Origin of the sequence: Lyngbya aestuarii BL J (genome assembly GCF_000478195.2) — a bacterium.
Taxonomy (GTDB): Bacteria; Cyanobacteriota; Cyanobacteriia; order Cyanobacteriales; family Microcoleaceae; genus Capilliphycus; species Capilliphycus aestuarii.
The window spans coordinates 41,380-57,024 of record NZ_AUZM01000042.1 but is presented as its reverse complement, the minus strand read 5'-3'; the positions used below and the strand labels follow the sequence as shown (position 1 = coordinate 57,024).

General features: G+C 41.2%; 11 protein-coding genes and 2 pseudogenes. 9 read left to right on the top strand and 4 right to left on the bottom strand.

What is annotated here, in order from left to right:
* The 3 genes from M595_RS17410 to M595_RS17400 all read left to right on the top strand — a co-directional run.
* Positions 1-1,033 (top strand): ShlB/FhaC/HecB family hemolysin secretion/activation protein (locus M595_RS17410; protein ID WP_023067652.1); only part of this gene is annotated, 1,033 nt, incomplete at its 5' end.
* 868 nt (positions 1,034-1,901) lie between these two features.
* Positions 1,902-3,026 (top strand): THUMP domain-containing class I SAM-dependent RNA methyltransferase, encoded by a 1,125-nt coding sequence (locus tag M595_RS17405; protein ID WP_023067662.1) that lies wholly within the window; start codon positions 1,902-1,904, stop codon positions 3,024-3,026.
* 13 nt (positions 3,027-3,039) lie between these two features.
* A complete protein-coding gene (locus M595_RS17400) occupies positions 3,040-3,798 on the top strand; it encodes a carbonic anhydrase (protein ID WP_040484271.1) in 759 nt (252 codons plus the stop codon).
* 105 nt (positions 3,799-3,903) lie between these two features.
* Here M595_RS17400 and M595_RS17395 read toward each other — a convergent pair whose 3' ends face one another.
* Complete coding sequence (locus tag M595_RS17395; protein WP_023067644.1) at positions 3,904-5,136, bottom strand: RNA-guided endonuclease InsQ/TnpB family protein; 1,233 nt, start codon at positions 5,134-5,136, stop codon at positions 3,904-3,906.
* A gap of 260 nt (positions 5,137-5,396) precedes the next feature.
* Here M595_RS17395 and grxC point away from each other — a divergent pair, with 260 nt between their 5' ends.
* The 6 genes from grxC (at position 5,397) to M595_RS17365 (ending at position 12,459) form a co-directional block, all read left to right on the top strand.
* Positions 5,397-5,654: a glutaredoxin 3 gene (grxC, locus tag M595_RS17390; RefSeq protein WP_023067629.1), complete on the top strand. Its 258-nt coding sequence runs from the start codon at positions 5,397-5,399 to the stop codon at positions 5,652-5,654.
* Between the two features lie 103 nt (positions 5,655-5,757).
* Positions 5,758-6,729: a glutathione synthase gene (gene gshB, locus M595_RS17385; RefSeq protein ID WP_040484270.1), complete on the top strand. Its 972-nt coding sequence runs from the start codon at positions 5,758-5,760 to the stop codon at positions 6,727-6,729.
* A 46-nt stretch (positions 6,730-6,775) separates the two neighbouring features.
* Positions 6,776-7,888: a Gfo/Idh/MocA family protein gene (locus tag M595_RS17380; RefSeq protein ID WP_023067660.1), complete on the top strand. Its 1,113-nt coding sequence runs from the start codon at positions 6,776-6,778 to the stop codon at positions 7,886-7,888.
* 229 nt (positions 7,889-8,117) lie between these two features.
* Positions 8,118-9,065 (top strand): ABC transporter ATP-binding protein, encoded by a 948-nt coding sequence (locus tag M595_RS17375; RefSeq protein ID WP_023067655.1) that lies wholly within the window; start codon positions 8,118-8,120, stop codon positions 9,063-9,065.
* Positions 9,066-9,103: 38 nt separating this feature from the next.
* A complete protein-coding gene (locus M595_RS17370; RefSeq protein ID WP_152983591.1) occupies positions 9,104-10,870 on the top strand; it encodes an ABC transporter permease in 1,767 nt (588 codons plus the stop codon).
* A 56-nt stretch (positions 10,871-10,926) separates the two neighbouring features.
* Positions 10,927-12,459 (top strand): hypothetical protein, encoded by a 1,533-nt coding sequence (locus M595_RS17365; RefSeq protein WP_023067666.1) that lies wholly within the window; start codon positions 10,927-10,929, stop codon positions 12,457-12,459.
* Here M595_RS17365 and M595_RS33090 read toward each other — a convergent pair.
* From M595_RS33090 to M595_RS17355, 3 genes and pseudogenes are all read right to left on the bottom strand, one after another.
* Positions 12,456-12,803, bottom strand: a pseudogene (locus M595_RS33090) (globin domain-containing protein); the annotation flags it as partial. The gene M595_RS17365 and the pseudogene M595_RS33090 sit on opposite strands and share 4 nt — an antisense overlap.
* Before the next feature lie 111 nt (positions 12,804-12,914).
* A pseudogene (locus tag M595_RS33085) lies at positions 12,915-13,241 on the bottom strand (cupin domain-containing protein); the annotation flags it as partial.
* A gap of 243 nt (positions 13,242-13,484) precedes the next feature.
* Positions 13,485-15,617 (bottom strand): pentapeptide repeat-containing protein, encoded by a 2,133-nt coding sequence (locus tag M595_RS17355; protein WP_023067633.1) that lies wholly within the window; start codon positions 15,615-15,617, stop codon positions 13,485-13,487.
* Positions 15,618-15,645: the final 28 nt, after the last annotated feature.

Below are 15,645 nucleotides of genomic sequence, written 5' to 3'. Positions count from 1 at the left end.
CGCAGATACCTTTAGTTTACAACTAATTGCTGATAATGGTCGGATTCCGAGTGTGGGAAGTTTTCGTCGAGGTTTGAGTGTTACAGAAGCTAATTTATTGGGATTTGGCGATCGCATTAATACTGCTTATACGAATACCGATGGTAGCGATCGCTATGATATCAACTACACTTTTCCAATTAATGCCCGCAATGGTACAATTCGTTTTGATTATTATGGCACAGATTCGGAAGTTATTGAAGAACCATTTGATCGCCTGAATATCACCGGAGATTCTGATCGCTTTGGGTTAACGATTCGTCAACCGATTTATCAAACTCCGACTCAAGATATTGCGGTGGGATTAACCCTTTCTCGGGAAAATAGCCAAACCACTATTTTAGGAGAAGAAGAACCTCTTTCTGTGGGTGCTGAAGAAGATGGAAGCACCAAAATTTCGGCAATTCGTGTGTTTCAAGAATACACTCGAAGAACTTCAAGATCGGTTTTGGCTGGGCGATCACAGTTTAGTTTAGGTGTGGGTGCATTTGATGCGACAATTAATAATGAACCGCCCGATAGTCGATTTTTTACTTGGCGAGGTCAAGGTCAATATGTGCGATTATTAGCGCCCGATCTGTTGTTGGTGGTGCGATCAGATATACAATTATCGACTAGAGCGTTGGTGCCGTTAGAACAGTTTCCTTTAGGGGGTTATCAGAGTGTGCGAGGCTATCGTCAGGATGTTTTATTAACGGATAATGGTGTGTTTTTCTCTGCTGAAGCTTTGTTTCCAGTCGCTCGTTTTGGCGAAGGAAATGTATTGCAAATTGTGCCGTTTTTTGATTTGGGTCGAGGCTGGAATGTTGAGGAAGAAGATAGCCAAGAAAATGATACGATTGCCGGGATTGGATTGGGTTTACAATTGCGTTTAGGAGAACGGTTTAACGCTCGAATTGATTATGGAATTCCGTTCAATGAAGTTGATGATCGAGACGAAAATTCTTTACAAGAAGCCGGGGTTTATTTCTCAATTACTTATACGCCGTTTTAATTGAATGAAGGCAGAATAATTTAGGCAAAAGGCAGAAGGTATAGCGCGAAGCGCTCTCGCAATAGGCAACAGCTCATCTGGCAAAAGTGAGACTAGAAAAGATTTTCAGCTTCTTAAAAAGTTAGGCGGGACAGAAACCGACACCGCCACGGCAGTTGCTAAGATTACGAAGTTCCTACAACGGGGGGAACCCCCGCAACGGACTTCGCGCTCCACGCAGGCGTGACCCCAAGACCGCACTGCCTCAACTTTCAGCTTTTACTAATGTCCTAACCATAATGCGTAGTGCTATAAGATCTCCCCCAACGGGATAGCCATTCCCCATCTCCCCATCTCCCCATCTCCCCATCTCCCCATCTCCCCATCTCCCCATCTCCCCATCTCCCCACCTCCCCACCTCCCTACCTATACAATTTGTTGTGGACTTCAGGGGAAATGGCTGTCTGTTGTCCCACTTCCGAGGCGGAGTCAATCTTTAACTGAGAGTTTCCCTGCAACTACAACAGTGATGATATAAGGATTTTAGGATCTTGCCCAAAAAAATCCTGATGAGAGTATTGACAAAAGGATAATGGTTTGGATACAGTTACAAGCGTGTGAGGAGCGAACCAGTTAGGACACCGAGACGAAACACGGCCAGTCGCCGGTGTCCTTCCTGAAAAAAGTAAATGACGTCTCTGTTAAATTTGTATGTCATTCCTGTGTGTGTGGTGTGAGGATTTTCGATGCGGTCGGAATGTCTGGCCGCTTTAGTTTTATCTCATGTATGTTTTTAAAGCCGAGTGTTTTGTAAGTCAATCTGGGTTTATAGTTTAACAGTGCATCCTAAATTTCTAAATCTATCTAAAGTTTTAAGTTCGTCTATTGGATGAGCCAATATTTTGCCAAAGTCGCCCGGAGTTTAGAGTTGATCGCAGCTCAAGAGTTGGAACGCTTAGGTGCAAAGGCGATTCGTCCAGACTTTACTGGGGTACACTTTGAAGGGGATCGTGAACTTCTCTATCGGGTGAATCTTTGGTCTAGAACGATTTTTCGGGTGTTGGTTCCGATTCATCACTTTGCTTGTGGCGATGCCAAACAACTCTATCAAGCAGTTCAAAGCCTTTCCTGGGAACAGTATATTCAACCCGATGATACATTTGCCGTTCACTGTACAGGTCGAAATCGCGCTTTGAATCACACTCATTTTAGTGCGTTACAGGTCAAAAATGCAATAGTTGATCAGCAACGTCAACAGTGGGGCGAACGTTCGAGTATTGATACTGAAGATCCTGATGTGATCATTAATCTTCACATTGATCAAGATCGGGGAATTCTGAGTTTAGATAGTTCTGGAAATAGTTTACATCGACGGGGATATCGGCCAGCGATGGGGAAAGCGCCCCTAAAAGAAACTCTAGCCGCAGCGTTGCTGGAGATGGCGCAATGGCAGCCAAATCTGCCGTTTTTAGACCCGATGTGTGGTTCTGGAACCCTCCCTCTAGAAGCAGCTTTGAAGGGGTTGAACGTTGCACCCGGACTGTTTCGAGAGACGTTTGGGTTTATGAGATGGCAAGATTTTGATGGGGACTTATGGGACTCGTTGTATCAAGAAGCCGAAGATAGTCAATTATCAGAGTTAAATACTATTATTACCGGATGCGATCGCGAGGGGGAAATGTTAGCTCAAGCCCGTTATAATGCTCACCAGTGCGGGGTTGAAGATCAAATTCGTTTAACTCAAGCAACGTTATTTCACCTTGAACCTCCGGCTGATCACGGTATAATTATCTGTAATCCTCCATACGGAGAACGACTAGGAGATGTGAAACAGTTAGGAAGTCTCTATCAACAGCTTGGAGATATTTTTAAGCAACGTTTTCAGGGGTGGACTGCATTTATTCTAACTGGAAATAAAGCACTCTCTAAACAAGTTGGACTGAGAACCGCGCAACGAATACCTGTTTATAACGGGACGATTGCTTGTACTTTGCTGAAATACGAACTTTACTAAACAATAACCTCCAATGAATAGAATTAAAAGTTGGATGAGGTACTTGATCATCTTTATTGTGACGGTGCTAATTATTCCCGTCGCTTGTTCAACAACTCAGCCCGAAACAGGTGAATGGGGCTATCGGGGTGAAATTGGGCCAGAAAATTGGGCGGCTTTAAATGAAGAATTTGCCCTCTGTGAAACCGGACTGCAACAATCTCCAGTTAATATTGACACCGAAGCTTTAACACCGAAACCAAAAATAGAATTTAGTTACGATTATACGCCGCTAAGAGTGGTTAACACCGGTAATACCATTCAGATCGAGTATGAACCTGGAAGTACCATAAAAGTTGATAACAAACAGTATGAATTGAAGCAATTTCACTTTCATACGCCCAGTGAACATCAGTTAAATGGAAAAACCTATCCGATGGAAGTTCATCTGGTTCATCAAAGTTCGGATGGTGAATTAGCAGTCATTGGAATTTTGATAGAAGAAGGAACGGAAAATCGATTTATTTCTAGTTTATGGCCTCATGTACCGGAAGAAACCCGAGAAAATCCGGTGAGTGGAGTCGCGATTAATGCTAGTGCATTACCGCCGGAAAATCAAGTGTATTACAATTACAAGGGTTCGTTAACGACACCGCCCTGTAGTGAAGGGGTAAACTGGATAGTGTTTGAAAAACCGATTGAAGTTTCTGACGAACAAATTAAGCAATTTCAGTCTCTTTATAATGAAAATGCTAGACCTGTTCAACCTGTCAATGATCGTCAAGTTATTTAACAGTAAATCGGGAACAAAGAAAATCGTTTTTCTGATCCGTCAATCTGCCAATCCTCAAAACCTAACACTGAAGATGAGTTGAATCTAACTACTATTGGTAGTGAACTACCCATCGCTAACCCTGTCGGGTATAGCGTGGGCTTCTGATTTCACAGGGGATTGCGTCAGCTTAGACTTGCGCCCAAGCTTCGGACTCACATCCCCTCCACCAGCAGCAGTCCTGGTTCCCAAGACCGATAAAATCCTGATGCCTTCTGCTCTGATATTTGCTGAGGCGTTGCCGTCTCTATCGTGGTGAATGCCACAACTAGGGCAAGTCCAAGACCTAACCTCTAGCGGCATCTCACTTACTTGATAATGACAGTTTGAGCAGAGTTTTGAACTGGGAAACCATCTATCAATCTCTACCAATACTTTACCCTCTTTTTCCAGCTTGTAAGATAAGAAATTGACGAACATTCCCCAGCCTACATCAGAGATTGCTTTGGCTAGTTTATGGTTACGAACCATGCCCTTGGTATTCAGACTTTCGACTACTATGACTTGGTTTTCGTCAACTAGCTTTCTGGATAGCTTATGTAAGTAGTCTTGACGGACATTCCTAACTCGTTCGTGAACCCTAGCTACCAGTTTTCTGGCTTTATCTCTTGACTTGCTTCCCTTCTCCTTTCTAGCTAATTTTCGTTGCTTTCTCTTGAGATTGCGCTCAGGTTTGGCTAAATGCCTGGGATTAGCGTATTTAGAGGTCTTGACCCCATCATTGACAATAGCGAAATCCTTTAACCCTAAGTCAATTCCTGCTACTTTACCATCAGTATTAGTCGGTGGTTTATCTCCTTCTAACTCCATTAGTACAGAGGCAAAATACTTACCCGATGGCATCATGCTAATCGTTACTGTCTTGATTGTTTCCTCAATTGGTCGGTGTATTTTAGCTTTGACTACACCAACGCGACCCGGAAACTTTAGGCAACCATCAACAACCTTAACCGACTGGGGATACTGAATAGATTGCTTGTTTTTCTTGGCTTTAAACCTAGGATATTTCGCCCGACGTTCAAAGAAGTTTCGATAAGCAGTTACTAGATTTAATGTTGTTGCTTGTAATACCTGAGAATAACATTCAGATAGCCATTCAGTATCCTCCTGTTTTTTGAGCTTAGGCAAAAATTTGTTCAATGCGGACTGACTCAAGCTTTTGCCCGTCGCCTGGTAAGTTTCAATGCACAGATTGAGCGCACGATTCCACCACCAACGAGCGCAACCAAAGTGTTGAGCTAGTATCTCTTGCTGTTCAGTTGTCGGATACAGTCTAACTTTGACGGCTTGATGTCGCATTGTTTATCACCTGCTCTTACTATTATATACATTCCTAGTAGGATTATTCCGGATTGTTTGTAAATTTCATCTGGATTGACCGATAAAATTTCCTTGGGGGATGTCCATGGATGAGGGGCTGTCTGCGTGGGTTTCCCGCGCAGTTTATACGCCCCGTCCCAACGCCAAATCAAAAATTATGGCGTGGGACTTATGGTTCCTCCCCCAAACCCCCACCATCAGTTAAAATTAGAAAACGTTACTCACTGACTCATAATATTATGGCCGCTCAAGTCGAAATTTATACTTGGAGTACCTGTCCTTTTTGTATACGGGCGAAATCACTCCTCAAAAAGAAAGGTGTAGACTTCACCGAGTACGTCATTGATGGGGATGAAGAAGCGCGAGACAAAATGGCCCAACGCGCAAATGGTGGCCGTTCCGTCCCGCAAATTTTTATCAACGATCAACATCTGGGCGGTTGTGACGATATTCATGCGTTAGATGCCCAAGGAAAGCTTGATCCATTGTTAGCTTAGTTGAGGGGGTTCAGGGGTAGGAATTGTTGGAAGGTGTCAACGATCGCGGTAGGATAAAAAATGCTACTTGAGAGTTGCTCCTTCACCAATACCCCTAACATCGATGAAATTTGCATTCATCATTGACCCGATCGAAAAGCTGAACCCTGGCCACGACAGTAGTGTGGCGATTATGGAAGCCGCCCAAGCCTTGGGTCACGAAGTCTGGATCACCCAGATGCCCCAACTAACGGTGACGCAAGGGAAAGCCTGGGCGACTTTAATTCCGGTTCGTCTGACTCCGGTGAAACGAGAAGGCGATCGCTGGATTTCGGCTGAACTTTGGTTTTCGTTGGATCAGCCACAGTTACTCGCTTTAGAAGAAATGGATGCGGTGTTTATTCGGACTGATCCGCCTGTGACGGTTCCTTATTTATATGCAACTTATATTCTTGATTATATTGACTCCACAAAAACTTTGGTGATTAATTCACCTCACGGGTTACGGGCGGCGAATGAGAAGATGTATGCTTTACAATTTACTGAAGCGATTCCAGAAACTATTGTCAGTCAAAATAAACAGGTGATTCGGGAGTTTGTTGAGAAACAAGGTGCGGGAGTTTTGAAGCCTTTGGGCGGAAAAGCAGGGGAAGGAATTTTATTTTTGGAAGCAGGCGATCGCAATTTTAATTCTTTAATTGAAATTAGCACTAAACAAGGTAAAGAACCGGTGATGGTACAGACTTTTTTACCTGCCGCCAAAGAAGGCGATAAACGGATTATTTTGTTAGACGGTGAACCGATAGGGGCGATCAATCGGATTCCGACGGGGAAAGAATTTCGCGGAAATATGGCAGTGGGTGGACGAGTGGCGCCAGCAGAAATTACGGATCGGGAACGAGATATTTGTCTGCAATTGGCGCCAAAATTAAAAGAAGATGGATTATATTTTGTCGGAATTGATGTGATTGGCGGTTATTTAACGGAGGTCAATGTGACCAGTCCAACTGGAATTCGGGAGATAGATTTATTCGATCATGTTAATTTAGGAAAACAGGTGATTGAATGGATTGAAAATCGAGCAAAAAATAAGTAATAAATCCCTAGATTAAACGATAAAACTAACAAATTAGAGTTGAATAATGACAAATAAAATTGGAATTGCAGTCATCGGTACAGGGTTCGGAAAAAAGGTTCATATTCCTGGACTTCAAGAACATCCACGTACAGAAGTTGTGGCGGTTTATCATCGGGATATTGAAAAAGCGAAAGCGATGGCATCGAGTCATAATATTCCCCATGCGGCTAGTTCAGTTGAGGAGATTGTTGCTTTACCCGATGTCACAGGTGTAGCGATTTCGACACCGCCTTTCTTGCATTATGAGATGGCGAAGATTGTTTTACAAGCGAAGAAGCATTTACTGTTAGAAAAACCGACAACGTTGAATGTGAATGAAGCCCAAAAACTCTATCAATTAGCCCAACGAAATAACTGTGTAACGACGTTAGATTTTGAGTTTAGATTTGTTCCCACTTGGCAGTATTTGGCTGAACTTTTGAGTCAAAATTATGTGGGTGAAAAACGGTTAATTAAAATTGATTGGTTAGTTTCAAGTCGGGCAAATCCTGAACGGGGTTGGAATTGGTACGCCCAAAAAGAAAAAGGGGGTGGGGCGCTTGGGGCGATTGGTTCTCATGCGTTTGATTATATTGATTGGTTGTTTGGAAAAGTTAATCGAATGTGTAGTGTATTAAGCACCTCTATTCCGTCTCGTCCTGACCCCTCAGAGGGCGGAAAATTAAAGCTTGTAGATGCAGATGATACCTGTAGTTTAATTTTAGAATTAGCCGACGGAACGCCTTGTCAGGTGAGTTTGAGTTCGGTAACGTATCAAGGACGCGGACATTGGGTAGAAGTTTATGGCAGTGAAGGAACGCTGATTTTAGGAAGTGATAATCAACAGGATTATGTACATGGTTTTAAGTTGTGGGGAAGTAAAAACGGAGAGGCGTTAGCAGAGATTTCTATTCCTGAACAGTTACAGTTTCCGCGTGTTTATCCTGATGGAAGAATAGCGCCCTTTGTGCGGGTTGTTAATCAATGGGTCAACGGAATTGAACAAGGAAAATCTTTGGTTCCCTCAATGCGTGAGGGCGTTTATTCACAGTTGTTAATGGATTTAACTCACGAGTCAAGTGAGACGGGAACTTGGGTTAATATTCCTGATTTTGAAAAGGTTTTAGCGGGAGTCTAAAATAGGCTACAGAGTGCTGTTTTAGTTCATCGTTTTTGAGTTAAAACAGTTATAAAATATTTTTTCAATAGTCGGCAGAAGCATGAAGTCTTTCCCTGCCGGCTTTAATTTAATTAATTTCTGATATTTTAAGCTTTTTATTTCTTCTTCCGTAAACCTGATGACGAATCCTGTAGAGAGAGGCTAGGCTGGATTCAGATCAACAATTGACTCAACGCTTGAAGATGATATGACAGAACTAGCAATTGAAACACGCGGACTGACTAAACAATTTGACCGTCATCTGGCGGTGAGTGACTTGGATTTACAAGTGAGAGTGGGTGAAGTTTACGGATTAATTGGGCCAAATGGTGCGGGCAAAACAACCTTATTGCGAATGTTAGCCACGGCAGAAGAAGCCACCACAGGCGAGATTTACATCCACGGTGAACGTTTAAAACGCGATCATACCAATTCAAGTCTTAAACAACGTTTGGGCTATTTACCGGATGATTTTCCTCTCTATAATGATCTCACAGTTTGGGATTATTTAGATTATTTTGCCCGACTTTATTATTTACGGGAACCAAAGCGATCGCGGCGTTTGTATGATGTGTTAGAACTGGTACAACTCACGAATAAACGCAAAAGTCAGATTTCGACTTTATCGAGAGGAATGAAACAGCGTCTCAGTTTAGCGCGAACAATTATTCACGAACCGTTAGTGCTATTACTAGATGAACCTGTTTCGGGGTTAGATCCTATTGCTAGGATGCAGTTTCGGGATATTATTAAAAGCTTACATGAAGCCGGAATGACAATTATTATTTCCTCTCATGTATTGAGTGACTTAGAGGATTTTTGTACCTCAATTGGCATCATGGAATTGGGCTATTTAGTTGAAAGTGCATCTCTACAAGAATTATATCAAAGATTGAGCCATCAATATATTTTGATCGGGGTTTGGGGTAAGCTTGAAGGGTTAATTGAACAGTTAAAAAATTATCCTCAAGTTGAAGGATGGGAAATTATTCCTCAGACTCAAAAAGTGCGAGTTCAGTTTTCGGGTTCTCAACGCGATTGTGCTAAACTGTTGCGTAAGTTAATGACTGAAAATATTGCAATTACTGAATTTGCTCCGACTCAAGAAAGTCTAGAATCGATTTTTCTCAAGCTGGAACATAAGCAAGCTTCATAGCCTTAAGAATCGACTAACTCATTATCCGAAAAAGGAACATGAACATGAAAATTCATCAGTTGAATCAAGTTTGGGAACTTAATCCCCAACTCTTTCGAGAAATCAAAGGACGGTTTAATCGACGTAATTTAACTCTGGCAACTGGTGTTTCTCTCTTGGCTCAATTGTGTGTTTATTTTTCCTTTTTGAGCCGAGAATTCAGCATGAATGTGATTAGCCTAAGTAGTCGGTATTGCAATCTAAAAGAAACTTATGAACAGTATAATCAACAATACACACAGATTCAAAATCAACTCTATTCTTCACCCACCAATGATCTTTCTATTAACCGTGAGGCGTTAGAAGTCAAGCTGTCTGAACTCAGTCAATTAATGAATGCTAACTGTCCGCCTGATGCCATTAATTCTTCGTTATGGTGGCGTGACTACTGGACTGAAATTTTTATGATGTTGAGTGTATTTGGTTTCTTTGCATTAATTGTCATCGGAAGCTATATGCTCATCAATGATTTAGCAACAGAACAACGACGAGGAACTCTCAACTTTATTCGGCTTTCTCCTCAGACTTATAAAAGTGTTTTTGTTGGGAAAATATTAGGTGTACCCAGTTTACTCTATGTAGTCGTTGCGTTATTCATTCCCTATCATATTGGGTCAGGAATATCAGCCGGAATTCCCATACTAGAAATTTTTAGTTTCTATGCAGTTGTAGTTGCAAGTTGTGCCTTTTTCTATAGTTTATCACTCCTATTTGGATTGATAACTGCTGGACAGAATGGCTTTCAAGCTTGGTTAGGGAGTGGTTCAATTTTCATATTCTTGATGCTTGCTAATAGTAAACCTATCTATCAGGATGGTAGTGATTGGCTAAACTTATTTTGTCCGTCTTTTTTTCTGCGCTACTTAATTTATAGTACAGGTTCATCCTACTTATATTTCCCGTTTAATCAGGAGAGTATTCAAGTCTTTAAATGGTTTGAACTGCCTTTAGGAACATCAGGAATGTTGATTCTGTTATTCTCCCTGTTCAATTTTTGTTTGTGGACATTTGGGATTTGGCAAGGACTCAAACGGTGCTTTTATAATCCTGATGCTACTCTTTTCAGTAAACAACAAAGTTATTGGATTACTGGGTGTTTAACGGTGATGAATTTAGGGTTTTTAATCCAAGATTTTGAACTTAAAACTCAGTCTTCTATTATCGTTGCTTTTGTGTTTAATTTCCTTCTATTTTTTGTATTGATTGCGGCTTTGTCTCCGCAACGGCAAACATTACAAGATTGGGCGCGATATCGCCGGGAACGAGTCAACGGAAAAACAAATCTCTTATCTGATTTAATCCAAAGAGAACGAAGTCCTGCGGTTGTTGCAATTGGTCTTAATCTAGTGATTGTAATGACTTTATTTGGACTGACAATGTTATGGGTTGGTTTACCCGATGAACGCTTGCAAATACTCACCGCTTTGCTGTTAAATGTAAGTTTAATTTGGCTGTGTGCAAGTTTAGCTCAATTGGTACTTTTAATGAGAACTCCCAAACGAGGGTTTTGGGCAGTTGGAATGGTTGGGGCTGTACTCATTTTACCTTTAATAGTTTTGGCTTTTCTAGGACTAGAACCCAGCAAAGAACCATTTGTATTTTTACTTTCTTCTTTGTCTTTTACCGCTGTTGAATATGCAACAATTCCATTGGTTTTGACTGCTATTATTAGTCAATTGATGGTTACAGTTTTATTAAACTTAAGGCTTACTCAACAACTTAAAAAAGCAGGTGAATCAACTTCTAAAGCTTTATTAAGTGCTTAAATAAACAAACGGGGTGGGTTTTCTGACCTGCCCTTCATTCATTGGAGAAATAAACCATGACTCAAACTGTATTTAAACCCTTTAGAGAATTCAATCCTCAACTTTTACGAGAACTTAAAGGTCGTCTGAAATCTCGTAATATCATCGCTGTCGTTGCTCTTTCTCTCCTTGCTCAAATTGGGGCTGTTCACGGTTTAAAGTATGAGTGGTTTGATATTTTTCTGGTTCTGAGTTTAGGTGCAATGTCGGCTACTTTAGCTATTGGAACCTTTATATTAGTTAGCGATTTAGATGAAGAAGAACGACGAGGAACCCTAGATTTTATTCGACTCACTCCTCAGTCTGCGACTCATATTTTTATCGGAAAATTGTTGGGTGTTCCCTGCCTTTTATATCTGGCAATTGCTTTAGCCCTACCCTTACAGTTTTGCTCTGGATTGCTTAGTAATTTTAGTTTTATAGATATATTAGGATTTGATGTTATCCTAATTTTTAGATGCGTTTTTGTGTTAAGTTTAGCCATTTTTTTTGGGTTAATCAAGGGCAATATAGTCGGATTAAAGCCTTGGTTAGCAAGTGCATTTGTGCTGTTTTGTTTATTTGTTTTTCTGGTAATGTTTCCGACTACGCCCACTCTCAATAATGGATGGGATGCCATTAAACTCTTTTCTCCTTCTCCCCTGTTGCCTTATTTTTTACCTGAATATCCTCAACAACATATTTTTGATAGAAACGTTCAATATTACATCACAGGACTACACAAACTGCGTTGGTTTTATCTCCCCATCGGTGCAAATGCTTTGAATTTAAGCTTGTTTTATATCGTTAACTATGTTGTTTGGACTCGACTCACTTTCCAAGGAATTCAGCGTCTTTTTCATAATCCAATTTCCACAATAATTAGCAAACGGCAAAGTTATGTAATCACAGCCTGCTTTACTCTTCTTTGTCTAGGGTTCTCAATACAAAACTTTGGATTAGCCAATTATCAAGACTTACTTGCTCAAAATTTCTTGTTCTTTTTTGGGTTAATTGCTGTCCTTTCTCCCCATCGTTTAACCCTTAAAGACTGGATACGAGACTCAGTAAAATTGACTCAGAAAACCGATTTAATCTCAGATTTAGTTTGGGGCGAAAAAAGTCCGGCGATTATCGCTATTGCTATTAACCTGCTCATTGTTTCAGTTCCGATTGGTGTTGTCACACTTTTGACTATTAATTCTTTTCCAGCCAAAGATATACTGTTGTTCGGATTGTTTTTGAATGCCAGTTTCATTCTACTCTTTGCCAGTTTAGCTCAACTAATGTTATTAATGAAAACCAAAAGACGAGCATTATGGACAACTGGCATTCTCAGCACTATGATTATTTTACCCCAAATTGTCTTTAGTCTTTTGGAAATTTATCCTCATCAACAACCCCTACCTTTTCTATTCACTGTACTCTTTTTTGCAGGATTCCGACAAGTGGATTTAGCTTCTATCTTGTGGGTTTTTGTCAGCCAAAGCTTAGTATTAGCAGTCTTAAATTTGCAATTTGTTCGTCGGCTAAAAACGATAGAAAAATATTCTAAACTTTTAGTCTCTTAGGTTTCTTGTTCATAGATTTGATGTTCTCGCTTGATGAACACTTCTGCTAAAAGTTGATAAGCTTCTTTCCAAGCTGCCATGACTTCATCTGTTGCAACTTCACCCAAAACATCTTTCATTGCCTCTAACAAACTCTCACCAACCATAGAATACTGTTCGGGTTGAACATGGGTTTCAACATGACGATGAGCGACTTTTTCAACCATTGATTTTAAGGCTTCTAAATCATCAATGTGAGTTGCAGAACTGTAAATTGCGGTAGCTAATCGAGCGGGTTGAGAACCATCTTTTTGGTCATTCATATTGAACTGTTCTTTGACTTCGGGATGATTTTTAAACATGATTTCATACATCCGGCTTGTAATCTGCTGACCTTGTTTTTTTAATAAAGGAGCGGTAGATTTAATTAGTTCAATTGTTTCGGGACTAACAAACTTTTTGACTTGAGGCTGTTCAGAAAGGGTAAGAACAAAAGCTAGATTTTCTTCGGCTTTTAACGCATGGGGAGCATGAGCAGGCATAAACACGAAAACACCAGGAGTTAACGGGATTTCTTCTCCATTTAGGGTTAATTTTCCAGCTCCCTCAAACACCATTACTGTTGCATTACGAGCCGAAGTATGTTCTTCAATATCAGTCCCTTTTGCCAAACAAAACAGGGTGTATTGACAGTTTTCATCTTTGAGAATAACCTTGCTTAAAATTCCTTTTTCGGGATATTCAATTAATGCTTGTAAATTCGTGTTGTAGGGAGCGTTGGGTGTTGCAATTGTATTTGCCATGATTTTTCTCCTGTGTTTTCTCCATTGTTACCGCCCAATCTCAAATCTTACTTATTCTTGGCTTTTGCGGTAAACTGGTTGTTATATTTACTGTAGCGAAATATTTTTGCTTTAGAAGAAATTGACAGTTAATATGAAATTTAAAAAAGAATGCTACAGATGTTATAAATAACTAAAAATCCCCCGAAGATCGGGGGATTTAGGGGGATTTAGGGGCTAAAATGAGAGGGGTGGAGATTCTATTTATTTTTTACAGTCGGGATGAATAGCGCCTTGATTACAGAGATAACTAATTTGTTCTGAACTCAGATTTTTACTCCGAGAAAAATTAACTCCTCTCATGCGGTTTGATTGATTATCAATTCCCACAGGTTCAATAATTGAATCTTGATTATTCTCCTCTATTTGATTCACAAAAAAGACAGCATCTTGAAAATCTACCCCTCTTAAATTTGCCCCTCTCAAACTGACTAAAGTTAAGTCAGCATTTTGTAAATTGGCATTTTTGAGGTTAGCATTTCTAAAATTCGCGCCAGTTAATAACGTCGAACTTAAGTCAGCATTCCTTAAATTTGCTCCCTTTAAATCCGCTCCGGAAAGATCAGCATTTTGTAACTGACTATTTTCTAAATCCGCCTCAATAAACACAGCCCCTTGAGCATTCATTTCATTGAGACGAGCATTTTTGAGATTCGCCTCAGAGAGATTGGCATTGGCTAAATCTGTCCCTGTAAATTTAGCATTATTCAGCTTGGCTTGCTCTAAATTGGCTCCAATTAATTTAGCACTGCTGAAGTTTGTTCCGGTTAAATCCGCCTCGGATAAATCCGCTTTATTTAACGTTGCTCTCAGGAGATTAGCCCGTCTCATATTAATATGACTAAGAAAAGCACCTGTGAAGTTCACTTCAGTTAAATCCGCCCCACTCAAGTCAGAAACCCAATCATCAAACGTTTCATAACGACCATCTTCTCCCGGCCCGTAAAAGCTGCTATTTTTAAAACTAGCATTGGTGAGAATACTACTTCTAAAATTAAACCCCGATAGATCAATTTGATCCAAAATTAATGTAAATTGAGTGGGAGGTGTCATCGATTGACCGAGATCAATACGACTGAGATCAACATTGTGAATATTCCCTTCGTGAACGGTGAGAATTTTGGCGATCGCTCTTTGGGTGGCTTGTAGACGTTGAGCCACTAACTGTTTATCTTTAGCATTTGCCCCAAATTGCATCGAGTCAAGATCATTTTTTAAAGCTTGATTTAACTGTCGTAAATAGGGCAATGCAACCGGCCCGGTACTGACGAGCGCTTGTTGAGCAGAATCTAATAATAACGGGTTGCTTTCTTGTCCCAAATAATCCACTAATAACGGAATTGCCCGATAATCATTCAACGTTCCCAAGGCTAAAATTGCCCCTCGACGTTGAGCCGGATCTGTGGGCGCACTGGGCGATAATTTACTCACCAACGCTAGAAAAACTTCATTATCTTGGTGTTGAAATTCTCGACGATTGGCTTGATTTTGAATATAAACCTGAGTTCCCACAAACGTCCCCAATACAGCGGCCATACTCGCGCCACTGACGGTTAATAAAGTAATGCCAGGATGTTGGCGCATCCAAGCCCAAAGATTGAGGGCAATTTTGCCTTGTTCAGAGCGGAAGACAATCGCCCGGACTGCTTCTTGTTCACTACTCCAGTCGTAGCTGGTAAAGGGATTATTCGTCGGTAGTTGCACCTCTCGCACCCGAGTTCCCGCCCAAAGATCATGTCCGGTACGACCTTGAAACCGTCTGGCGATTAACCCATCAGCTAAAATCATCAAACCCGATAAACCCGTGAGGATAATCAAATTGGGAAAAGCACCCGTGACTCGCCAAATAATATAAGCAATTCCCACCGGAATTCCCCAACGCCCTACACTTTCGCGATAGAAAGCACGCAGCAAGCCAGGAGGGGCGACAGAATTAGTCTGAATCACTTGTACTGCAAACCAACGTTTGGGCAGAGTTTGTCCCCGTGTCGCCAATAGATAAACCTGCCATCCTCCGACTAACGTGGGAGTCAACAACGCTCCCCACCAAAACAGATTGGTTAAAGGACTCACTTGGGGATTGCGATCGCGGACAGGTAAACCGAGCGTTGCGCCGATGACTTGGCCTGTTGTCCGAAGAACGGGACTGAGAGGAACCTCTGGAGTGCGGTTAGACAAGGCACCAATACCATAGGGGACGGCTCCACTGGCGACGACTAATGAAACTTCTACAGCCCAAGCCCCGCACCTACGAACCCACAGGGGAAGTTGTCGGACTTGAATTTGCCAAGACGGATTGGATGGACTGACATCTCTGCTTGCTGTTGGGCTGGTCATAGTTGGGTGGTTGATTTCAAACGGATCT